Source organism: Thiothrix caldifontis (assembly GCF_900107695.1).
In the GTDB taxonomy this organism is placed as follows: Bacteria; Pseudomonadota; Gammaproteobacteria; order Thiotrichales; family Thiotrichaceae; genus Thiothrix; species Thiothrix caldifontis.
Genome location: NZ_FNQP01000016.1, coordinates 1 through 21,426 on the forward strand (window position 1 = coordinate 1; position 21,426 = coordinate 21,426).

At 52.6% G+C, this 21,426-nt stretch carries 23 protein-coding genes; 4 read left to right on the forward strand and 19 right to left on the reverse strand.

From position 1 onward, the window contains the following. Positions 1–79 precede the first annotated feature (79 nt). The 13 genes from BLV87_RS19415 to BLV87_RS12920 all read right to left on the reverse strand — a co-directional run bounded on the left by BLV87_RS19415 (position 80) and on the right by BLV87_RS12920 (position 11,704). Positions 80–238, reverse strand: a complete 159-nt coding sequence (locus tag BLV87_RS19415) for a hypothetical protein (protein WP_175517813.1) — start codon at positions 236–238, stop codon at positions 80–82. A gap of 75 nt (positions 239–313) precedes the next feature. Continuing rightward, the gene (gene cmr5 / locus BLV87_RS12865; RefSeq protein WP_093069301.1) at positions 314–595 is read right to left on the reverse strand and encodes a type III-B CRISPR module-associated protein Cmr5; all 282 of its coding nucleotides are present in this window, start codon (positions 593–595) and stop codon (positions 314–316) included. Further along, positions 592–1,506, reverse strand: coding sequence for a type III-B CRISPR module RAMP protein Cmr4 (gene cmr4, locus BLV87_RS12870; protein WP_093069303.1), 915 nt, complete (start codon positions 1,504–1,506; stop codon positions 592–594). The genes cmr5 and cmr4 overlap by 4 nt, the downstream gene beginning before the upstream one ends. Positions 1,507–1,525: 19 nt before the next feature. After that, a complete protein-coding gene (locus BLV87_RS12875) occupies positions 1,526–2,656 on the reverse strand; it encodes a type III-B CRISPR module-associated Cmr3 family protein (protein WP_093069305.1) in 1,131 nt (376 codons plus the stop codon). Further along, positions 2,653–5,526, reverse strand: coding sequence for a type III-B CRISPR-associated protein Cas10/Cmr2 (gene cas10, locus BLV87_RS12880; RefSeq protein ID WP_093069307.1), 2,874 nt, complete (start codon positions 5,524–5,526; stop codon positions 2,653–2,655). Before cas10 ends, BLV87_RS12875 begins: the two co-directional genes overlap by 4 nt. Positions 5,527–5,537: 11 nt before the next feature. Then, entirely contained in the window at positions 5,538–6,599 is a 1,062-nt protein-coding gene (locus tag BLV87_RS12885) for an RAMP superfamily CRISPR-associated protein (RefSeq protein WP_093069308.1), read from the reverse strand. A 104-nt stretch (positions 6,600–6,703) separates the two neighbouring features. Further along, positions 6,704–7,033 carry a hypothetical protein gene (locus BLV87_RS12890; RefSeq protein WP_093069310.1) on the reverse strand — a complete coding sequence of 110 codons (330 nt, stop codon included), beginning with the start codon at positions 7,031–7,033 and terminating at the stop codon, positions 6,704–6,706. A gap of 104 nt (positions 7,034–7,137) precedes the next feature. Then, entirely contained in the window at positions 7,138–8,265 is a 1,128-nt protein-coding gene (csm6, locus tag BLV87_RS12895) for a CRISPR-associated ring nuclease Csm6 (protein WP_093069312.1), read from the reverse strand. Between the two features lie 4 nt (positions 8,266–8,269). After that, positions 8,270–8,557, reverse strand: a complete 288-nt coding sequence (locus tag BLV87_RS12900; RefSeq protein ID WP_093069314.1) for a 2Fe-2S iron-sulfur cluster-binding protein — start codon at positions 8,555–8,557, stop codon at positions 8,270–8,272. Between the two features lie 6 nt (positions 8,558–8,563). Beyond that, a complete protein-coding gene (locus tag BLV87_RS12905) occupies positions 8,564–8,944 on the reverse strand; it encodes a hypothetical protein (RefSeq protein WP_093069316.1) in 381 nt (126 codons plus the stop codon). Further along, positions 8,941–10,227, reverse strand: a complete 1,287-nt coding sequence (gene waaA, locus BLV87_RS12910; RefSeq protein ID WP_175517938.1) for a lipid IV(A) 3-deoxy-D-manno-octulosonic acid transferase — start codon at positions 10,225–10,227, stop codon at positions 8,941–8,943. Before waaA ends, BLV87_RS12905 begins: the two co-directional genes overlap by 4 nt. Continuing rightward, positions 10,224–11,018: an aldo/keto reductase gene (locus BLV87_RS12915; protein ID WP_245707027.1), complete on the reverse strand. Its 795-nt coding sequence runs from the start codon at positions 11,016–11,018 to the stop codon at positions 10,224–10,226. The genes waaA and BLV87_RS12915 overlap by 4 nt, the downstream gene beginning before the upstream one ends. Continuing rightward, positions 11,015–11,704 (reverse strand): BPSS1780 family membrane protein, encoded by a 690-nt coding sequence (locus tag BLV87_RS12920; protein WP_093069319.1) that lies wholly within the window; start codon positions 11,702–11,704, stop codon positions 11,015–11,017. Before BLV87_RS12920 ends, BLV87_RS12915 begins: the two co-directional genes overlap by 4 nt. Before the next feature lie 94 nt (positions 11,705–11,798). Between BLV87_RS12920 and BLV87_RS12925 the strand changes: the two genes are divergently transcribed. Together BLV87_RS12925 and BLV87_RS12930 are read left to right on the forward strand one after the other, a co-directional pair. After that, on the forward strand, positions 11,799–12,632 hold the full coding sequence (locus BLV87_RS12925; protein WP_093069321.1) for a CvfB family protein: 834 nt from the start codon (positions 11,799–11,801) through the stop codon (positions 12,630–12,632). Next, positions 12,629–13,546 carry a DMT family transporter gene (locus tag BLV87_RS12930; protein WP_217629990.1) on the forward strand — a complete coding sequence of 306 codons (918 nt, stop codon included), beginning with the start codon at positions 12,629–12,631 and terminating at the stop codon, positions 13,544–13,546. The genes BLV87_RS12925 and BLV87_RS12930 overlap by 4 nt, the downstream gene beginning before the upstream one ends. Here the strand turns inward: BLV87_RS12930 and BLV87_RS12935 are convergent. The 6 genes from BLV87_RS12935 to hldE all read right to left on the reverse strand — a co-directional run bounded on the left by BLV87_RS12935 (position 13,509) and on the right by hldE (position 19,932). Next, a complete protein-coding gene (locus BLV87_RS12935; protein WP_093069323.1) occupies positions 13,509–13,898 on the reverse strand; it encodes a hypothetical protein in 390 nt (129 codons plus the stop codon). The two genes, BLV87_RS12930 and BLV87_RS12935, sit on opposite strands and share 38 nt — an antisense overlap. An 18-nt stretch (positions 13,899–13,916) precedes the next feature. Further along, positions 13,917–15,590 (reverse strand): vWA domain-containing protein, encoded by a 1,674-nt coding sequence (locus BLV87_RS12940; protein WP_093069324.1) that lies wholly within the window; start codon positions 15,588–15,590, stop codon positions 13,917–13,919. After that, positions 15,587–16,225, reverse strand: coding sequence for a hypothetical protein (locus BLV87_RS12945; RefSeq protein ID WP_093069326.1), 639 nt, complete (start codon positions 16,223–16,225; stop codon positions 15,587–15,589). The genes BLV87_RS12940 and BLV87_RS12945 overlap by 4 nt, the downstream gene beginning before the upstream one ends. Positions 16,226–16,374: 149 nt before the next feature. After that, positions 16,375–17,289 (reverse strand): CPBP family intramembrane glutamic endopeptidase, encoded by a 915-nt coding sequence (locus tag BLV87_RS12950; RefSeq protein WP_093069327.1) that lies wholly within the window; start codon positions 17,287–17,289, stop codon positions 16,375–16,377. A gap of 22 nt (positions 17,290–17,311) precedes the next feature. Next, complete coding sequence (locus BLV87_RS12955; protein ID WP_093069329.1) at positions 17,312–18,496, reverse strand: FAD-dependent oxidoreductase; 1,185 nt, start codon at positions 18,494–18,496, stop codon at positions 17,312–17,314. Further along, positions 18,496–19,932: a bifunctional D-glycero-beta-D-manno-heptose-7-phosphate kinase/D-glycero-beta-D-manno-heptose 1-phosphate adenylyltransferase HldE gene (gene hldE / locus BLV87_RS12960; RefSeq protein WP_093069330.1), complete on the reverse strand. Its 1,437-nt coding sequence runs from the start codon at positions 19,930–19,932 to the stop codon at positions 18,496–18,498. Before hldE ends, BLV87_RS12955 begins: the two co-directional genes overlap by 1 nt. 78 nt (positions 19,933–20,010) lie before the next feature. On the opposite strand from hldE, the gene lpxL reads away from it, so the two are divergent. Both lpxL and BLV87_RS12970 read left to right on the forward strand, forming a co-directional pair. Next, the gene (gene lpxL / locus BLV87_RS12965) at positions 20,011–20,964 is read left to right on the forward strand and encodes an LpxL/LpxP family Kdo(2)-lipid IV(A) lauroyl/palmitoleoyl acyltransferase (RefSeq protein ID WP_093069332.1); all 954 of its coding nucleotides are present in this window, start codon (positions 20,011–20,013) and stop codon (positions 20,962–20,964) included. Further along, positions 20,931–21,422 (forward strand): FKBP-type peptidyl-prolyl cis-trans isomerase, encoded by a 492-nt coding sequence (locus tag BLV87_RS12970; RefSeq protein WP_093069334.1) that lies wholly within the window; start codon positions 20,931–20,933, stop codon positions 21,420–21,422. Before lpxL ends, BLV87_RS12970 begins: the two co-directional genes overlap by 34 nt. Positions 21,423–21,426 lie beyond the last annotated feature (4 nt).

Genomic DNA, 21,426 nt, shown 5'->3' on the forward strand with positions numbered 1-21,426 from the left:
ACTCTGGAAAAGTCAAAGTCGCCTCGCGGTTTCCAGAAGTGCCAACGTATGGCGAATTTTGTGTGAAATCTACGTCAAATTACTGATTATCCTCATCCAACACTGGATCATGCTCACCGGATTGTGGGAAATACCCCAGCGCAGCCTCACCAAAGGTGTTCAAGCCATTCAGGAACAGGCTTCCCATCTTGCCGCCTGCATCGCTGAGCGACGCAGCTTGATAAAATGCCTCAAGCAACTGGCAAAACTCTTCGCTTCTTCAACCGCTTGCCGACAAAACAAACGGAGGAAAAAACCTAATAATTGGATGAGATTACAGCAAGTTAGGGAATGGAGGGCTTAAAGTTGATGCGTATACACTCATAAAACGGATGCCCAACCATTTTAAAAGATGAGCCAACAATGCCCGATGCTCGTCGCTTTCTTTTGCCCTTAAAAACGCAAATGTTTGCATAAGTCCTGAGTTCATGATCAAACTAGCTGTCGACTTGGCAACATTAGTGTATTCGCCAATAAAATTCTGGCACTCACCTGCCTTACTCCACGCAAATTTTGCGCGTTCTTGGTCTAAAGTTAATTTAGGTCGTTGGCTCATTGTTTAGCCTCCCCTGCAAAATGCAAAACCACCTGACCGCGCCCTGTGGTTGCATCACCGCCCACTTGCACCAGTTGCTTATCCAGTGAATCTGCTAATTTCCCCATCACCTGTTCAGCATCCATGTGTGCTTCTGGTTTTTTATCTTTAGCAAAACGCTCAATGGAGGCAAATACCGGAGCGATCAACAGGCTTTCTGGTGGCAGGTTTTCGGTGTAGAACAAACCGCCATCCGCTGCTGTGCCAGATTCATCATCAATGCGAACATGCGGCTCAACCACCGTGGCATTCTCAACAAAATGGCTAAACGCATCATCCGGCAACAACACCAGATCGGTTTTGATTTTGTCGCGGAAATATTGGTGAGCTGCATCTTGGGGTAATGCATTATCCGCTAGCCATGCAGCAACGGTTTTCAAGACCGTTGACGCTGAATCCTCTACGTCATATTCAAACGCTTCCAGCACCAGCTTGCCATTACTCAATACGCGCTTGTCAGTGACACAGCATTTGTCTGATTCGACAGAGGGAACATTCCAATCGGCGTTGACCTTAGCCAGTGTTGCCAAGCGTTTCAATCTTGCCAAAGTGACAGGAGAAACTGCATACACAAAGGCTTGCTTGAGGCTGCGCACCGGAAACGCGACCAGTTGGGCATCGCCGAAGCTGACAGCACCCGCATAATCGGATGAGTCGGTTTCTGGCCCGAAAATACGATTAACCAATGGTTTTTCCCAGCTTGTGTCAAGGTGATGACGGATTGCCCCTTTCAAACCTGAACCCGCCATATTAGGGTGGTTGGTGTGGCGTTCACGCTGGATCGGGTTGTCGATCACGCCGATGGCTTGCCCAGCCCCCATGTGGACGGGAGTAACAGCATACAAAAACAGTAAACGGGATTGTTCAAACATGAGTTTTTCCTTTCAAGAGTTACCAAGCAGCTAACAGAACGCGGTTATAGCCCTCTGCTCGGCGTGAGTTCAGTTCATTATCCGGTGTTTTAGCCCACAAGCCTTGTGTCACAAGCTTGTCAAGTGTCGCAAAGTCGCCTTCAGCTTGGTCGAACCAATAGACACGGCCAGATGGGGCAGTACGTTCGGCATCTTTGGGTTTCCAGCACTCCAAATCCCAGCCGGATACCACTTCCGCACGGGAAACAGCGGCACAGGCAAGGCGGGCTTTGAAGCCATCCAGCTTGAGCCAATACGCGCCGTTTTCTTCAACAATGCCATCAGGTAGCCAGCCATTGGCAAACAAACCGGGAGTCAATAACACCAGCTTGAACTTGTCGGTTTTGGGAGCGCGTTGGATGTCTGGCGCATCTATTGGCGAAAACTCGGCAGCACGACCATCACCACCCAAGCGGATGAAACCGGATGCTGGCAAGCCGCCACTATTGGCAATACCAACCACTAACCCCGACATTTTTTCATTGGCAACTTTGTGTTTTGGTTCATCCCAGTTTTCGGAATGCTTGGGTACGGTATGCTCAACCGTGAACAGTTTTCCATCGTCAGCCGTGCGGGAGTTGCGGTTCAAACCAATACCGATACGTGATTCCTTGCTCCATAATTCGGCTTGCTTGGTAAGGTGCGTTTCATTCAGCTTTTCTCCGCGCAAATAAGCAGCCATGCCGGATTGATTCAACAGCCAGCCATTTTCTGGTTTCGCGGGTTTGCCCTGACGCAAAATAGGCATCATCGGCAATTGTGAAATTTGGCTGTGCTGGATAGCCTCGTTCAGTAATTGAGGCTCTAATTTGCGTACCGTTTTACCCTCGTCTGTCACCAGCAAATCGGCAGGCAAGGGTAGAAACAGCTCAACCTTACCGTGCTGATCCTGACGTGCCGGAAATACGCCAGTGATACTGAACGGGCTTTGCTGGATAGCATTCGCATCGCCGCCATTGTTGACCCACAACACCGAACGAAAAGCACCGGATAACACCGACGGTTTGGGCGGAAAGGTGCTTTCACCGTGTGAACCCGCATCTCCAAATAACTTGTTGCCACGGATGGAAATGGTATCCACCGCGTTGACAAAACGGTATGTCATGTTCATGCAGGAACTCCTTCTTGTTGTGCATGGCGAGTTTCACGGGCGAGGAATTCAGCCACCATCAGCATATTTTCCAGTACCCCAGCAGGATTTTCCTTGCAATGATCCGATACATACGCCGCCAATTCGTAAGCCAGATCACGGTCATTTTTACTGCCCTGTTTGCCAAACTGGTGAGCCAGATTGATTTTCAGCATGTCAGGATCGGGTTGTGGTGGCAGTTGTTTTAGCCATGTCAGCGAGTGATAAGCCGCACGGCGGGAAACATCGTTACGCGCCAGCATTGCCATGAGTTTGGCAAGCAGTTCAGGTGCGTTTTTGTCCGTCGCATCACTGCGTTCCCATTTGTCGGTTACGCTGATTTCACCGCCAGCGCGTTTGAAAACATGCAAGGAGAAAGCATTACGCCCGCCTGCATTTTTGGCTTTGGATTCGGCAGCGCGTAACTGGCGGAGTACATAACCAAGTGGAGCTTGATGGTGAGCAACTACTGCACCACAAGAGGCTTCGGCTTTTTCGCCCATCGTTAGCAGCAGTTTTCCATCCAACAGCAGGTAGCCATTTTTGCTATCGAAACGCTTACTTGTCCGATCATCCAACTTGGTGGCAATCCATGCAGGCACAGGTTTACCGGAATACAGATAGCGCAGCATCGTCATGGCGGGTAGCAAATCATCCACACAAACGAATGCCAGCACGTCATCCCCACCGGAATAAATCAACTTGCCCTTGAAGCAATCTTCCACCACAAACCGCGCCACTTTGATGGAAAACTGGTTTAAGGCTTCGGAAATGGCGCGATGCCGCGCAGGGGAGGTTTGGTGTTTTTCCTGTAAGTAGTTTTTCAGGCTCGTGTTTTTATCAACCAGCTTTTTAAAATCGCCACTATTGATAATTTGGGGATGCCAGCAATCCTGATAAGGAATTTGTGTCTTTTCATCACCGGATACCCATGCGCCCATTTTGTCACCATCCAGCAAAATCATGCCGTAATAGGCTTCGGGGGCAGTACCCAAGATGTTTTTCAACTTAGCAGCCAGTCTTCCGTCTTCATCCGCATCCAGTGCAGAGGGTAGGCGTTTGGCAATCGCTTCAAAATTACCATTCACGCTTACTTTACGATTTAACGCGAGTGGCAGTGCTACTGCCTCCTGACTGAGCAAATCTTCTTTACGGCTAAGTTCAGCCAGTTTGTGCAATATTTTTGGCTCATTGCCGATAACTTCTGCCAGTTTATCGAGCGTTACCGCCAAAGCCAGTGTATGAGTAGAAACCACGTACCTGTTGATTTTCGCCCCAATGATTGCCTCTACTTCTCCCGCAAACAGTGAAGGCCACACCCGCTTGATAGCATTGAGTGCATCCAGATGTTCACCACCCTTTACCCAGCTTTTGCGTTTTGCGGCAAGCTTTGTCCAAAGTGTGCCTTCTTTTTTGCGCCTCTCGGCATTCCATCCTAAGTGATCACGGTCAAGCGTGAGCCATTCACGTTCCCCGTTTAGGCTGGAGCGGAATCCCTTTTGCTTGAGTTGCTCGAATGGGCGGGCAGATTTTGCCGCTGCTGCTACCCGGTCGAGCAAATCATACAACGCTGGGTACAGTACGCCCGGATTGGGGGTATAGAACTTCGCGCCATCCAGCTCAATATCTTTTTGCAGCACTTTCCAAGCATCGCTATCGAGGAAGCCGACCTTTTTCGAGTCTTCGTAGAAACTACTGAGAATGGGGTGTAGTTGGGTGGTATCTGCCTGTTTGCCTTTGATTGCCAATGACCACGGCACAGCCGCCCAATACACTTCGGGGAAACCTGCCAATTGGGCTTTGAGTTGAGTGAAGCAGTAAGGGGAATCATCGGTTTCATCCAGACCGATCTCTTTCAGAATACGCCGCAAGCTCGCATCACCCAGTTCTTTTACGAACATCCGCACTTTGCGCTCAATGCGTTCCGCAATGTCTTTGGCTTGGTCAGCAGGTACTAACGCCACAAAACGATTGGGTAAGGCTGCTGCAAACAGTGGGTTGGTGTCAGTCTTTTGTTTGAACCAGTCCATTGCCTCAAAGCGTACTTTGGCGTCCTTGTCCGTTTTTAGTTGGTCATACAACCAGACATCCACTAGCGGTACACCACGCAGGTTGGGGAACAGCACGGCATCTGCCCCGAACTCTTCGCATACCACTTTCATGCCTTCCCATGCAATCCGTGCCAACAGGTGGGAACCAGCCCACAGGTCGGAGGTGCTACGGGCTTCGGCAATGAATCCTTGTACCGGGCCGAAACTAACGGAAAGCAGCGAGGGTGTGTTGTCCTTGTCCGCAGTCATTGCCCCCGCAAACGCGGAGACAATATCCAGATGCGCCCAGATGGAATGGTCGGGAATGCGGGTGTCTGCTGGCAGGTTTTGCCAAAGGTGATTCAATTCCGGGGCGGGTGAGTCCGAACCAAAACGCCAGTAATTCAGCAGCGTTTTTTTCCAGTCGGGTGTGCCGCCTTCGCCTTTAATGATCAGCGAGCGAAAGTGATCTTCACTGACTTTTTTCAAGTGTTCCGGCTGAATGTTGTCCAATTTGCCAAGATTGAATGCTGTACCTGTCAGCGGATGCTTCAACACTGGCTTGTCAGCAAAATCCACTTGTGTCCAGGCAGCGTAACGCTTGCCATCTTTCTCTAATGGAAATTGTGGGCGGTCAGCAGCAGAGGCGTACCAATCGGCTTGTTTCAGCATATCGCCGTAATCAATGCCCAATTCATCCCGCAAGCGTTTGACCGTTCCCCATTCATGCCCGGTTTTATCCCGTAACAGAATCAGTGCTTTTTCGGCAGGGTCGTGCAGCCATGCCGCCAGCTTGGTTTTCCAGAGATTGTTATTGCTCATGGTGTTATTCCTTATTGCAGGCGGGAGAGGCCATTATGGTTATCGAGAACTTGATGTACTTGTTGCCAAATGCTCAGCTCATTAGGTTTACTTGCTAGTTTGTCTGCCAATTCAATAGGGAGCTTGCAGGGTAAATGGACGATTAACCCGATATATTTGCCAGCTTCTTTCACCACTTTAAAGCGTACTTGATTTCCCAGCCTGCCTTGATTGCCCCATAGTCTGACACTGTGGTTTGTCACAGGATATGCCAACAAATGACGGTCTTCTGCTTTGGGGCTGTTATTGCCTGTTGAAAATTTGAAGTGAGTGCGAAAGGCAATTTTGGCTTTTGCCAATTCGCGCATTGCTTCGCGCCACGAGCTTTGTGGGCTGGTTTTCCATATCAAAATTTTACCGCTGCCATCTTTTCCAATGGCATGAGGCCAATCCAGTTGCAGGCATTGACTTAATGGTCGGGAAAAAGGGGTTAAGTCGGCTGCTTTAGGGGATTGAATACTATCCATCTGTAACGAACCCCAGCCGTTACGAGAACGCGAGCCTAATGTACCAAACCACCCCATCAGTTTTACGGCTTGTTGCAGTTTGCCAGCATCTCCATCGGGAAAGCCAATCCAGAGGTCAGCCACTTGTTTTTCTGGTTCGATTGCCGTGCGTCTAATTCCGGTTTCCCTGACTGTCCCTAATGAGGTTTGACCATTTTGAAATCCCAATGGATCATAGCCCAAATAAAGCTGGGAGCCTACAGGACGTAATTTGCCTTCCCGATTTTTGACCTCTGGGTGCGGGACAGACTCATCACCATTCCATTGATTAAGTTTTCCCGAATCCCACTGACTGAGCCGGAAACGCACCAGACTTTTGCGGTTATCACCTTCGTGTGCTTGCCCGAACAGCTTGCCTTCAGCTTCACGTAGTGCCCGATGGTCGTAGTTGAATTGTGGAGCAGCAGCAACCCGCCACCACTGGCGGAGTAGTGCCTTGAATGGTGGAGTACGCCACTGCGCTTGCTGTTCGGCATTGCCGAGGAAAGCGGGTGTCGTAAACGATACGGTATAGGATAGTTCCTGCATGATAAGCCCTTTGCCGTTGATGCAATAAATTTATGCTTCTGAGTATTAACTAAACAGCCCCACCTGTCATCACTGACAAGCTTGTCAAATCCACCCGTGCCGAATCAGCCCTTCAGCACAGTTCCCACTGCCCACACCAGCACCACAGCCACAATGAAAAATGCCAGCCACGACGATTTTTCCTTTTTTTTACTGGCTTGGGGTATCAGGGCTTTATGGAGTTCTTCACGGGCTTTGCCCAGTGCGTCGGCGTTATAAGTGCCACCCAATATCTTGGATTCGATCAGTTCCTTGCGCAGGTATTCTTTCATACCCTCTTTGACACCATCGGCTTTGCCCTTGCTCAGCCCGTCTTTATAGCCACTTTTATGCCCAAACCACGACCCTACCGCTGCCCCCAGTAACAGGAAAAATAAGGAAGTGAGAATATCCATGACCAGCCCCCGAAGTTTGCCCGACGCAAGACATCCTTGAATTATTACTGAACAATGTATCGGATACGGTGATGACCGTCACACTTGACAAGGCAGGCTGATGCCTAACTGAAGACCACCGCATCCAGCGGCAATGTCAACCCAAACAGGGTGCGCGGCTTCGCCCCGTGTGGCTGGAGCAAATACGTTTCCGCCCCCATGTTCCCCAGCGCCTTTTTCAATGCCTTGTGGGTATTCGATTTACGTTCCTCAAACCACGCTTTGGTGATGCCATCGCGCAACGCCAGCGCCACCTGTTCGTAGCTGCCGGTTTGCCCGTGCAGGCGGGCGTAAACGCTGAGGAATTGGCTGGCGAGGTCGGGGGTTTCGGCGCTAGTCCAGTGGATGGGGGGTAAATCGTTGACGCGGCGTTGCAACATCCACGCATAAAACGCGAGTTGCACCGGGGGCATGGTGATGGGAATTCCGCCGCAAGTGAGGCTGGCGCGTTGCCAGTCGAGGCGCACTTGCGCGGGGTCGAAACGGCGTTGTGCGGCGGCAATGGTGTCACTGAAACTGCTGCTGCCTTGCAACAAGTCTTGCGGCAAACCTTCCCGCAGGCGCACAAACGGGATGTCGGCAAGCGTCACTTCCACCTTGCTGGCATCAAAACCGGAGCCGTCTTCGCGCACTACCCAGACACTGCGCGGCGGTGGGTAGAAGAATTCTTGGTGAAAAAAATACTCCTCATCAACCAGCACATGGGTGAGGCGGTCTTGCGCCCTGCCCAATAGCGAGAGGGCGTAGCCAGCGTAAAACGTCATGGTGCGTCGCCCGCCGGAAAGCGACACGGTGAGTTGGCTGTGCGGGTCGGCGGTCAGTTGTTGCACGATACGGGTGATGCAATCGGCGGCGTGGGTATTGTCGCGGTGGGTGCGAATGTCGTCGAGCGCTTGCCCCGCCGCATCCGTGATCAGGTGGATGTGCGCGGGGTCGCAAGCGGGGGCGGGCAGGGCATAATCCGCGCACAGTTTCGCCAGCCAGCCGGGTTGTGTGCCGCACACCAATTGGCGCACAAACGGTTCACCTTGGCGGGTGGTGATAATGTGTACTTCGGTGGGCATACACGCGGGGCGGGTGTGTTGGGTGAGGGCGTAAACGGTTTCGGTGACAATTTGCGGGGAATTCGCCGCCACCGCCAGCAAGATGCGGCGCGGGTAAGTGTGCGGTTGGGTAGGGTCGGGGATTGTCATGCCGTCATTCAGTATTCATCTCCGGCACTGCCAGCACCAAATCAGAACGCGGCTCCCCCACACAAAATAACCCCATCCCCGCTTCTGCATCTTCCTCAAACAAGGCCAGCGGGTCACCATCGGGGTAAACCATTTCCCCCGACACCACTTTAGTCATGCAAACCCCGCAAATACCGCCACCACAGCCCCACGGCACAGGTATTTCTTGCCGCAAAGCCGCCTGCAACACGGTTTCCCCCGCATTCACCTGAAACTGAAACGGCGTATCCAAAATGGTGACGGTATAACTCATGCGCGGTTACTTCGGGAATTTGTAGTAGGTTTCATTCAGGAACGCCGTCACATTATCCAGATCCTCATCGAATAATTTAGTCCCCAGATTCGCATCACAACGGCGCACCTGCCCTGCCAACATATCAAGGCTAGTCATCTTGCGGTCAGCGCGGGTATACACCCCGGAATCGTGGCAACTGATGCAATTCGCATCGTGGATCGCCTGCCCCGGATGCCCGCTATTCGCCGCCACCTGCTCAGTCGCCTGTGGTGGCGCATTCGGTGTCGTTGCCGTGTCTGCGGTTTTCGCGGTTGCAGGCGCAGCAGCCGTGTCAGCCTGTTTCTCACCACACCCCGCCAAGGCAGTCATGGCAAGCACCAATGTCAAAGAAGTTAATCGTTTCATTGCTCGTCTCTCGTTATAGGTAACATGGTATGGATATGCCGAACCAAGCAAGCCAGCGCCCCCTGATTCTGTTGGAAAAAAACTTTAGCAGCCTCACCGGCCTGTAAGCGCGTCGTTGTATCTTGCAACCATACCTGTAAATACGCCTGCAACGCCACCTCATCACTCACCAACACCGCCCCACCTGCCTCACACAAGGGCGGAAAGATGTCAGCAAAATTATGCACATGCTCGCCACTCAATACCGGTACGGCGAATGCCGCCGCCTCCAGTGGATTATGCCCGCCATGCGTCACCAAACTGCCGCCGATAAAGACCACATCAGCGCAAGCATACCACAACAACATTTCCCCCATGCTATCACCCACAAGGATCGCGGTATCCGGCGCAATCGCCATCCCCACCCTGCTGCGGCGGGCGTACAGCAAGCCACTTTCCGCACACAACTGCACCACCGCCTCAAAACGCTCCGGGTGACGTGGCACAATAATCAGCAATAATCCCGGCAATGTTTCACGTAATTGCGCAAACACCCGCAGAATCACCGCATCTTCCCCCTCATGCGTACTGGCTGCCACCCACACCAAACGATTCTCCCCCCATTGCTGGCGCAATTGCTTACCATGCTCCGCCACACCCGCCGGAATCTGTAAATCAAACTTAATATTGCCACAGACCACCACCTGCTCAGCCTGCGCCCCCAGTTGCTGGAAATACTGCGCATCCTGCACACTGCGCGTCGCAATCAACCCAGCATCGGCCAAGGTTTCCCGCACCAATGCCCCCACCCGCGTATACCCCCGCACCGAACGTGCTGACAAGCGGGCATTCGCCACCATTAACGGTATCTGGCGTTGCGCACACGCCGCGTAAAGGTTTGGCCAAATTTCCGTTTCCATCACCACCAGGAGGCGCGGCTGCACCCGCTGCAACAACCGCGCCAAGGCTCCCGGCAAATCATACGGCAGGTAACAATGCTCCACCCGCTCCCCAAACAAGCGCTTCACGGTATCTGACCCCGTGAGTGTGGTCGTCGTTAGCAGCAACCGTTCGTGCGGATAATCACGCAACAAGCGCTCGATCAACGGGCGAGCCGCCATCGTCTCCCCCACCGATACGGCGTGTAACCAAATCGCCGACTCACGCACCGCGCTAAAGCCAAAACGCTCACCCAAACGCTGCCGATACGCCGGATTCGTGCGGCTGCGCCACAACAACCGCAACAAGAATAACGGCACTAAACCATACAGCAAACCGCTATACAGCCACCGCCGCACGCTCACGCGCCTAACACCGCTGAGGCCACCGCCACGTTTTCACGTAAATGTTTTGGGTTCAGCGTTCCCAACATCACGCTGGTTGCCCCGGCTTGCGCCAAAATGAAACTCAGCGCCTGTTCCACCGGATTTTTTGCTGCAAATTGATCCAAGTGCCCACTGGCAAAGGCTTTTTTCACCAATACCGCCTTGTTTTGCGCCGCAGCCGCTTCCAACACGGGTAACTCATCGGTGTACACCGGGTTATACGCCGCCATCACCACCTCACAACCCAAGGCATACGCCAATAACGCCCCCTCAACCGTTTTTGAGGAAATGCCCACTGCGCGTATCCAACCGTGTTGCTGCATCTGTAACAGCGTATCCAACACCGCCTCTTGCTGCAAAATGCGGACATCATCACCATCGGAGTGAATCAATACCATGTCAAGGTAATCGGTTTTCAACAAACGCAGGCTATTTTCCACGCTGCGGCGTGTCCCCTGCTCACTAAAATCAAAACGGGAAACTCCGTCGGCAAACTGCTCACCCACCTTGGTTTCAATCACCCACTCATGGCGCGAATTGGGCAACAGCTTGCCGATACGGGCTTCACTTAAGCCATACGCGGGGGCGGTATCCAGCAGATTAATCCCCAGATCAAAGGCTAAGGCGAGTAACTCCCGCACTTCCCGGTCAGAAGGCAACTCAAACCCCTGCGGGTACTTCACCCCTTGATTGCGACCTAATTTGACCGTACCCAGCCCCAAAGGGCTAATGGCTATCCCGGTATTGGCTACCGGACGCTTTTCCATCATCTAAAAATATCCTTGTAACCCGCGTACACCGCCCCCATCATCACCGGAATTAATACCACAAATCCCAGCATAAAGGGAATCGACGCCACAAAAGCTAGTGCCGCGTACAGCAACACAAACACAATGAACGGCAACACATTCGCCCATGCCCCTTGCAAACTGCCTTTCACCGCGTCCACCGCACTCATGCCCTCAAACACCACCAACGCAGGCGCATACGTGAATAACATGCCCAAAAAGATCACCACCACAAACATGAACAGCAGCGCACTCAAGCCCAAATTAAAACTGGGCATCCCGGTCAGTTCATCAATCCGAATCGCATTCCCAACAAACAAGGTACTCAGCACCGCCGCCACTAAACCAGCGCCTAACATCAAGGCTCCCACCACTAACAACTGATTCCGCTTCGGCTCATCTTTAAAGACACGGAATAAATCCGTGATTTCCACAGCAGCCCCCGCCTGCGTATTTTTCACTGCCAGCAGCATTCCCCCGGTGAGAATCGGCATCACCAAGTTCAACACCAACGCCCCGATGAAGGGCAACATACTCAACACCAACACAATCACGCCAAACAGCAGCCCCATCAAGGCCCAATTCACCGGATTGGTCATGAACATACGCCACCCCTGTTTAAACCATTCAATGGATTGCAGGGGGTCGACCGTCTTAACCTTAAGCATCGAAAAACTCCTTGATTGAGGATGGTATAATGTGCCGTTAGTATAGACTATTGCGTACAATAGCGGTTTCGCTCACCCCAGAAAGGATGCTTTCATGTTAAAAATCGGTAAACACAACCTGCTGCGGGTCACGAAAATCACCAGCTTCGGCGTGTATCTGGATGGCGGTACTTACGGCGAAATCTTGTTGCCTAAACGCTATGTCCCCAAAGACTGCCAACCCGATAGCTGGTTGAAAGTCTTCATTTACTTGGACTCAGAAGACCGTTTAATTGCCACCACCGCAACACCCTTGACCACAGTCGGCGAAGTTGCTTGCCTGAAAGTGGTCGCGGTGAACCGTTTCGGGGCATTTTTAGATTGGGGCTTGCCCAAGGATTTACTTGTCCCCCGCAAAGAACAGGCGCAACTGATGCAGGAAGGCCAGTCCTACGTCGTGTGTGTGTATCTGGATGACCAAACAGAAACCATCGTCGGCTCGTCGCGTCTGGATTTGTTCCTTAACGAATTCGGCGGGCAGTTTAGCCCGCGTCAAGCCGTGGATTTGCTGATCGCCGAACGCACCGATCTCGGGTTTAAAGCGGTGATTAATGGCACACACCTTGGCCTGCTGTATGCCAACGAAGTCTTTCAACCGCTGGCGATTGGGCAACGTGTCCAAGGTTATATCAAAGCCATCCGCCCGGATCAGAAGATTGATTTGATCCTGCAATTGCCCAGCCCGGTGGTACAGGATGCCTTGGCACAAAAAATCCTCGATCACCTGCAAGCGCACGGGGGCAGCTCCACCTTTACTGACAAAAGTTCGCCAGAAGACATTTACCGCGAATTTCAGGTCAGCAAAGCCCATTACAAACGCGCTATTGGCTTGTTGTACAAGCAGCAAAAGATTCTGCTGAGCAAAGACCGTATTCAACTCCAACCATGATGACACCCCGTTGGCAACACCAGCTTGCCTTATTCACCCTGTTTTACTCTGCCACCTTATGGGGGCTGTTTTGGTATCCGTTTCGGCTGCTGAACGGCATGGGGGTGGATGGGCTGACCGCCACCTGCATTGCCTACCTATTGCCCACCCTCTTGATCGGCTGGCGCTATGCAAGTGCGTTGTGGAAAGCCCGATCCTATTGGGTATGGCTGGTGATTCTGGGATTAACGTCGGGGTGGAGCAATGTGGGCTACGTCCTCGGTGCACTGGAAGGTGAAATCATGCGGGTGCTGCTGCTGTTTTACCTTTCACCGCTGTGGACTGTTGTCTTCGCCCGCCTGTTTTTGCAAGAGCGCTTAAACAGCCTTGGCTGGGTGGTGATTACCCTGTCACTGGGCGGTGCCTTGGTCATGCTCTGGCAACCCGATGGCAGACTACCCCTACCCGCCAATCAAGCAGAATGGTTCGGCTTATCGGCAGGCATTACCTTTGCACTGAGCATTGTGGCAGGGCGGTATTTAGGCACTGACATCAGCAATGGCGTCAAAACCTTAACGGTGTGGCTCGGTGTGGCGGTATTGACCGGCGTCGGCTTGCTGTTTGTGCCACCTCAAGCGGGCTTAACCACACTGACACCCACGGCTATTGGCTTGCTATTTGGCTTAGCAGTTGCGATTGGCAGCGTTACCTATGCGGTGCAATACGGCATTACCCGTGTGCCTGCCAACCAATCCAACATCATTTTTTTATTTGAATTGGTGGTCGCCGCGCTTGCCGCGTATTTTTTGACGCAAGAACGCATGGATTGGCAAGAATGGCTTGGCTCCTGCATGATCCTTGCTTCCAGCCTGTTTTCAGGAAAAATACACGCTGAGCCTAAGGAAAGGTCACTACCGTCCAACCCTGCGGCCTGATACTACCATCCGATAGCAGAATCTTCTCACGCGCAATGGTCGCCTCATAACGCTGTAAATTGTCGGCACTCATGCGCCCGAACGCTGTACGAAAAATCGCATCTCTGGATTTGAGCGTCGCCAATTCACCGAGCAAGGCTTTATCGGTTCCCACGATAATGCGCTGGTAACGGGTATTGGCTTCGCGGTGTGCAATCCAGCGCTCCATCGCCGCAAACTGCGGTTTCAACGCATAAGAGGTATCCACCACCACCAAAATATCGGGCTGATGTTGCTTCAGGTAAACATGCGTACCCGCCCAAGCCGCGAGGTGCAGCACCAGAAACAAACCAAAAACCGTTAAGCGTTTCACGCGATCCCCTTCTGTTGCTTACATTTCCGAGTTCAACAAATTGCCGATACGGAACGAGGCTGAACCCGCGCTGGATTCGGTATAAGCGCCTTCCGCCAAACTCGCCATTTCCTTGAGTTCCGGCGAGCTGAGTTCATACGCAATGGTGTGAATCGGTGTACCTTGCACTTCCAACAACGCTTTGGTTTGCTCGAAATCGACACCGGTGTTGGTTTCGCCATCCGACAGCACGAAAATCACCGTTTTGTAATCGGGGTGGGTCTTTTTGAATTCATTTAACAAATGCGCCGCCACTAAGGTAGCGCTGTAGGTAGCGGTTTTGCCGCCTACCGAAAGCTGTTCCACCGCACCGTTAAACAACGATTTTTGCTGTACGTTGAAGGGGTTGATGGGCAAATCCACATTCACTGCATCGTTGTAAGACACCAAACCAATCGCGTTATTGGCGCTAATCAAATCAGACGATTCGATCAAGGCTTTTTTCAGGTTTTTGATGCGTTCACCTTCCATCGAACCGGAAATATCCGTCACGAATACCGCTGCAATCGGTTTACCGCCGGACTTTTTCTGTTTCCACAGCTTTTGTGCCTGGGCAATGGTATTGCCATCGGGGATTTTGTACGCATCCTTGTAGTCAAGGCTGGTTTCAAACCCGTATTTTTTCAACAGGGCTGTTTGCGTGCTGATGTAACGTGCAAACAGTTTCAACACTTCCTGCTCGGCAGGGTCGGCTTCACTGGTCGCATAGAGCGGGTTATCGTGACGCACCCCGAAAGGCACAAACTGATAATCGTCCATGCCAGTGGTGCTCAACCAGGTTTGTTCGCTGCCGACAAACCCATCCAACACACCGCTGCCCATCGCCGCATCACGCATTTGCAGGGTATTTTGCGCCACAAACGGCACACCGAGCTGGAACGCTTCAAACGCACTGGCAACGTCCGGCGATAACATTTGTGTGTGATCACCTTTGGCAAAGGCATCGAGGATCGTGATCAGGAAGTTCAAGCCCGTGGCAGATTGGTAAGGGTTGGTATAACCCATCGCAAACGCGCCACTGCTGACATTGGTCAGCAACTTGGCAACGTCGAGTTTGCCATCGGTGGTGATCAGGTCGAGTTTGGATTTGCGTGCAATCACACCGCCGACGCTGGAAGCGGTTACGTCGGCAATGGTCGTGAGTTTATTGCTGCTGCTATTCACCAGACTGCCCCACAAGGCATTGGCGGGGGAATACGCTTCGGCAATGTACTGCCCGGTCATAATGAATTGCGCCCCCAGCCCAGAATCCAGCTTGCGGATGGTGATAGCTGCTTTTTTGCCATTGCTGAGAGTTTGGCGTTGTTGGTTGAAATTTTCGGCTAATTCCAGATACACACCGTCCAAGCCTTTGCCTGCTTTATCGGCGGAAGTGAAAATCTCCGCCACTTCGGTATCGCTATTGTCCGTCACATTAAGCAGCAGTGGGTATTCCGCTAAATCGGGCAGCATGGCTAATAAATTCGTGCGGGTAAGCTGAATATTGGCACGGTACTGGTTTTCGTGTTGAGTGGGGCGAATGGTGTTTTGTACCAGTTCAGCAATCTTAGCTTCCGCTTGTTCTTTGGTGTCGACAGCCTCACCACACGCGCTTAAACCGGTTGTTAGCCATAAGGCGAAGGCGGTGCTTACTAGGGTGTTGAAAGGTTTCATGCGCGTGTTCCTGTGTGGTTGGCAGTTTGTGCCAGACTAACCAAACGTGCCAGCGTATCCAGCCGCTCAAACTGACTGACACTGCGAATATTGGCGACTTCTACGGCGGTTTCATTCAATGCGGTAAAAAACTTATCGTTTTCGGCCAGCAATGCCGTGATGCGCTGTTGTTGTTCCTGATGCAAAGCCGACGCATCCGCCTGACGGTTTAACCCCGCAAGGCTATGACCCACCGCGACCATATCGGTCAGGTTTTGTATGACGTGTTCTTGCACACTGCGAGCCGCATTGAGGTAAGTGATCGGGGCAAACGTCTTGCCCACAAAGCGGGTTTCGACCACTGAACGGTAATCATCGAGAATAGCGGTGAGCATATTGGCTTGTTTCACCCCAGCGGTGATATTCAATTCCGCTAATGACTGGCGGGCGCTTTCCAAGCGTTGCATCAGGGTTGCATGTTCGCGCAAATTGCGTTCATGCAACCACACGGCCTCATCTGCGGTTTTGTAACCAAGCAGACGGTACAGCAGCGGAACACTTAGCGTTATTAGAACCGCTGCCACGCTGTAAACACCGAGCAGCCACCAAGGCGATTGAAACCACCATGCAAACAAACCAACTAATGCCGCCGACAATATGGCTGCACTTAGGGTGTATATTTTGATGGTGTTGTAGGGAGTTGTGGTAGAAATAAGCGTTCTCCTCGCACAGCCTTTGCTAACAGTTATTGTAGAGGCATATCGCCTCTTTGTGTTAACAGTACGATAAACTGCGGCTAATAGGGTTAACTTACCTCAGTAATCGGTACAGATCGCGCAAAAAATCGAAAAATTACCCAATAAAACAGTACTGCCACGACAGCACCATTCACAACAGTCGCCCAGGTAAATAACTCACCGTGATAGACAAATACTGAGGGAAACATGTCATACGGCGGCACAGTGACTAACAAAAAAGCCATCAGGTTATTACTTGCATGAACCCCTAGTGCCAGTTCCAGCGTACCATCCCGCAACGTGATCAACGCTAATAACAATCCAATGATCCAGTAGGGCAGGAATGCAATCCACAGATTAGCGTCCGACACCTCCGGGTTCAATAAATGCGGCAAGGCGAATAACACACTGCTCACGAGCGCAACACCCCAGCGGTTCATGATCAACCCCAGCCCTTGCATGAAATACCCCCGAAATAACAACTCCTCCGCCGAGGTTTGGATAGGGATCAGTAACAGTGCCAGCGGCAAAAACGCCAGAAACTTACCGGGTTGCAGCACATACTCAATATCCTTAGCTGGGGTAGGAAAAAGCCACTCCATTATCACCCCCACTGCCAGGTAAATGGCAGCAAAGACCACGGCTCCGTGCAATACACGTCGCCAACTAAGGCGCTGCAAAGGTGTGAATAATGACCAGAATGGGCGATTGTGCAAGAAACACACTACCAGAAACACCCCTAGCCACAGAAAGAGAAACATCCCCATGAAGTCCGCAAAAATGACTTCCATAGGCAAACCCTCAAATAGCAAAGTCTCCGTATTGAACAGAGTCGTATCATTCTGATCCAGCTCCACCCAAATAGCCAACGCAACGGTAGGCAATAACCCCAAGCCCTGCCACATCAGCACAATGAGAAGAACCCCAAGAACATAACGCCACCAATGATTTTTGCCTAATTTGACCAGATCCAGATAAGCCATTGTGCATCCTGCTTGACGTTGCTTAAAAATTCCAAATACTGGACGCAATCGGCGGCGTTGGCAACTGCTCAAGAGGAGGTATTATTGATACGGTATCGGATACCCGAATACCTAAGTCTGCTTGTAAACGGGCTGCCAACATCGGCGCAAACGCTAGCTTAGTCGGCCACGCCACCGTCACATTCGCAAAGCGTTGCACCATCGGCTGATCAGGGCGACCGCCATCCGGCTGGCAACCTTCGGCACGATCCACATGCCAAGTCGACCATGCCATACCCGTGAAATCGACCCACGGTAACAGTTGCGCCAGTTCATGCTGAGTAGCTGCAATCACCTCAGCAGCAGGTTTGCCCACACCCTGCTCTGCCGGTTGCCCGCCGATATACCACACTGTCTTGCCGTGCTTATCCCGATGTGACGTAATTGTGGCGCGTGGTTTATCACTCATCCCCAGCGCATGGGCGTACAGCAGCGGCAAATTGCCGCGCACCATCACCATTTGCAACGGGCGGCGCTGCATTTTCGGAATAGGCAGCGGCGGCTGACAAAGGCAGGCAATACGGGTCAATAGTGCCTCGTTACCTGCTCCTGCGGTCAGAATGATTTGCTGCGCGGTGACTGCCAGCACCTGACCGTCAGGTAACACTGCCTGATAACCATAACCATTGTGTGCGGGCTGTAAACCGGAACGCTGCACATCCACCTGCACCAACGCATCCGCCAATTGTTCACGCAACGTTTCCAGCAATGACGGCACATCCAACACCGGCTCATCCAAGCGATACAAACTGCCGTGAAATTCAGGATGCCGGAACAAGTCAGGGTAAGCGTCGCGTGGCACAGCCTCCATCCGGCTTTGCATCGCTTTGCTGGCAAAAAAGCCCGTCATGCGTGAACCGAGTCCACCCGATGTCCACAACAATTGCGATTCCGCCAATACCTTAACCTGACGCAAATCGACCGCACCTTCGCCATTGAGTGCCGCCCGCCACAAACGCGGCATATCGCCAATCGCTAACGTTGCCCCCGTCACCTTGCCAGTCAGCGCGTATTTGGTGCCACCGTGAATAATGCCTTGCGATGCAATAGTTTGCCCCTTGCCCAACTCATCGGTGGCTAACAGCGCATTAACGCCTTGCGCCCGCAATTCTGCCAGCAACCACAACCCGGCAATACCGCCACCAACGATCAGAACATCAACCTGCATTACGCTTCTTTCTCCATCGCCTGAATCCGTGCAATCGTGCTGGTAGTCGACACCCCATCCACAAAACTCAGCACCACCACGTCGCCGCCGTTATCCCACACGCAACGGTTGCCGGGGATTTTCTGCGGATCGTTATCCCCACCTTTCACCAGCAAATCCGGTTTAACCGCGCAAATCAGGCGTTCGGGCGTGTATTCGCTGAAATCCACTACCCAATCGACACACGCCAACGCCGCCAACATCCGCATTCGGTTTGCCATGGTATTCACCGGGCGCGTCGGGCCTTTAAGCGCTCGCACCGATTCATCCGTATTCACCGCCACAATCAAACGGTCGCCGAGCTTGCGGGCTTCTTCCAGATACGTCACATGCCCAATGTGCAAAATGTCGAAACAACCGTTGGTCATCACAATGCGTTCGCCGTGGATACGCGCCTCTTGCACCGCCGCCAGCAATTGCGCCTCACTGACCACGCCTTTCACCTGCGCATGGTGTTGCTGCAAGGCTTTGTGCAATTCAGGGACACTCACTGTTGCCGTCCCCACCTTGCCCACCACAATTCCCGCCGCAAGATTTGCCAACCCCATCGCCTGTTCCAGCGGCAAACCCGCCGCCATACCCGCCGCTAACACCGCCACCACGGTATCCCCTGCCCCGGTCACATCAAACACTTCACGCGCACGGGTCGGCAAGTTGTACGGCGCAAACTCATGCCGCAACAACGTCATGCCCTGTTCACTGCGAGTGAGCAACAGATTCCCCAACTCACAACGCGCCAGCAATGCCTGCCCACGTTGCACCAAATCTGCCTCATCCACCCACTCGCCCACGGCTTCACGGAATTCTGCCAGATTCGGCGTAATCACCGTTGCCCCCTGATACGTGGCAAAATCCTGCGCTTTGGGGTCAACCACCACCGGCTTACCAACTGCTTGCGCCAAGGCAATCAATTCCCGCGCCCGCTCCAGCGTCCCTTTGCGGTAATCGGACAGCACCACCACATCAGCCGCTGCTAACAACGCCTTGAATTGGCTGAAGAGTGGCGCATGATCTTGCCCCGCAAACCCCTCTTCAAAATCCAAGCGAATCAATTGCTGATGACGACTCAGCACCCGTAACTTGGTAATCGTCGGGGCAGTATCCAGCACCACAAAATGGGTTTGCACCCCACGCGCTTGCAAGGTATTCGCCAGCGACCTACCCGCCTCATCATTGCCCACGTAACCCAGCAACACCGCCTGCCCGCCAAGGCTGGCAACGTTCAACGCCACGTTTGCCGCACCGCCAGGGCGCTCTTCATTGGCTTTAACATGCACTACTGGCACAGGGGCTTCGGGGGAAATGCGCGAGGTTTGACCCGACCAATAGCGATCCAACATCACATCGCCAACGACCAATACCCGCGCCCGTTCAAAAAGAGGAATTTGTAAGCTCATCGTTATTTTTTACATAAAACAAGAAAAAACAAGTTGGAAAGTTTACCATAAGGCGCTGATTCAGGTCTTGGACATCGTGTGGAAAGAATTTCAGGCAAACAGTTTTTACACCCGCGCTACTGGCTGACATGGCTAGGGCTGGGGTTTTTATGGCTGTTGGTAAAATTACCGTGGGGAATGCAAATGTGGCTAGGCAAGCAGCTCGGTTTGCTGATGTTTTTCCTGCTCCCCAAACGCCGCCAGATTTGCTGCATCAATCTGGGACTGGCATTTCCCGAATTCACGCCAGCCGAACGCTTCCAACTCAACCGTGAACACTTTATTTCACTAGGGCGCGGCTTATTGGAAACGGCACTGAGTTGGTGGGGCGCTGATACCAAACTTGCCAAACAAACCCAAATCGAAGGGCTGGAACACCTGCAAGCCGCCATGCAACAAGGTGGCGTGGTGTTACTCAGCGCCCATTTCACCAGCCTCGAACTCGGCGGACGCATTCTCGCGCAATACGCCCCCTTACACGTCATCTACCGCCCGCACCAAAATCCGCTGATCGAATGGCGTGTGGCTCGCCTGCGCTCTAAACGTTACGGCAAAGCCATTTCACGTGACAATATCCGCGACATGATCCGCAGCCTGCAACAAGGCCACGTGGTTTGGTACGCACAAGACCAGAATTTCGGGCACAAAAATGCCGTCTTTGCGCCATTTTTTGGGGTGGAAGCTGCCACCAATACCGCTACCAGCCGCCTTGCCAAATTAGGCAAAGCACAGGTTGTACCGTTCTTTACGCTGCGAACCGCTACCGGCTATCGGCTACGTTTCCTGCCTGCACTTGAAAATTTCCCCAGCCAAGCCATACTTGACGACACAACACGGATAAATCAACTCATTGAGCAGCAGGTACGCGAGTTCCCCGCCCAATATTTATGGACACACCGCCGCTACAAAGACGACCCAACCGGCGGCAACCGATATTCTCTCTACTCTAAGGAAAACCGATGCAAATCGCACAACACACCGTGGTCACCATGACCTACACCCTGACTGACGATCAAGGCCAAGTACTCGATCAAGCGGATGCTGACCAACCATTCGCCTACCTGCACGGTGCTGACAATATTATTCCGGGGCTGGAAAAACAGTTAGCAGGCAAACAAGCCAACGACAGCTTAGTAGTCACTGTTGCGCCCGCCGAAGCCTACGGCGAATACGACGAACGCATGACCCAGCAAGTACCGCGCAGCATGTTTGAAGGTATTCCGGCTGAACAAATCGTTGCCGGTGCGGAGTTCCACGCGCAAACAGGCGCTGGCAATCAAACCATTCGCATTGCCGCCGTCGATGACAACAGCGTAACCATCGACGCCAATCATCCACTCGCAGGCGTAGCCTTGACGTTTGATGTCACCATCCTCAATGTACGCGCGGCTTCTGCGGAAGAAGTTGCCCATGGTCACGCTCACGGTGAAGGTGGTCATCACCACCACTAAGCCT

Coding starts and splice junctions, on each gene's coding strand:
- BLV87_RS12920 (WP_093069319.1), bottom strand. CDS start 11,704: ATGCTTAAGGTTAAGACGGTCGACCCCCTGCAATCCATTGAATGGTTT.
- BLV87_RS12900 (WP_093069314.1), bottom strand. CDS start 8,557: ATGAGTTATACCGTCACCATTTTGGATACGCCGTTTCAGTTTCAGGTG.
- BLV87_RS12930 (WP_217629990.1), top strand. CDS start 12,629: ATGATGACACCCCGTTGGCAACACCAGCTTGCCTTATTCACCCTGTTT.
- cas10 (WP_093069307.1), bottom strand. CDS start 5,526: ATGAGCAATAACAATCTCTGGAAAACCAAGCTGGCGGCATGGCTGCAC.
- BLV87_RS12875 (WP_093069305.1), bottom strand. CDS start 2,656: ATGAACATGACATACCGTTTTGTCAACGCGGTGGATACCATTTCCATC.
- cmr4 (WP_093069303.1), bottom strand. CDS start 1,506: ATGTTTGAACAATCCCGTTTACTGTTTTTGTATGCTGTTACTCCCGTC.
- BLV87_RS12915 (WP_245707027.1), bottom strand. CDS start 11,018: ATGATGGAAAAGCGTCCGGTAGCCAATACCGGGATAGCCATTAGCCCT.
- BLV87_RS12970 (WP_093069334.1), top strand. CDS start 20,931: ATGCAAATCGCACAACACACCGTGGTCACCATGACCTACACCCTGACT.
- BLV87_RS12950 (WP_093069327.1), bottom strand. CDS start 17,289: ATGGCTTATCTGGATCTGGTCAAATTAGGCAAAAATCATTGGTGGCGT.
- BLV87_RS12905 (WP_093069316.1), bottom strand. CDS start 8,944: ATGAAACGATTAACTTCTTTGACATTGGTGCTTGCCATGACTGCCTTG.
- BLV87_RS12885 (WP_093069308.1), bottom strand. CDS start 6,599: ATGCAGGAACTATCCTATACCGTATCGTTTACGACACCCGCTTTCCTC.
- BLV87_RS12890 (WP_093069310.1), bottom strand. CDS start 7,033: ATGGATATTCTCACTTCCTTATTTTTCCTGTTACTGGGGGCAGCGGTA.
- hldE (WP_093069330.1), bottom strand. CDS start 19,932: ATGAGCTTACAAATTCCTCTTTTTGAACGGGCGCGGGTATTGGTCGTT.
- BLV87_RS12925 (WP_093069321.1), top strand. CDS start 11,799: ATGTTAAAAATCGGTAAACACAACCTGCTGCGGGTCACGAAAATCACC.
- csm6 (WP_093069312.1), bottom strand. CDS start 8,265: ATGACAATCCCCGACCCTACCCAACCGCACACTTACCCGCGCCGCATC.
- BLV87_RS12940 (WP_093069324.1), bottom strand. CDS start 15,590: ATGAAACCTTTCAACACCCTAGTAAGCACCGCCTTCGCCTTATGGCTA.
- cmr5 (WP_093069301.1), bottom strand. CDS start 595: ATGAGCCAACGACCTAAATTAACTTTAGACCAAGAACGCGCAAAATTT.
- BLV87_RS12955 (WP_093069329.1), bottom strand. CDS start 18,496: ATGCAGGTTGATGTTCTGATCGTTGGTGGCGGTATTGCCGGGTTGTGG.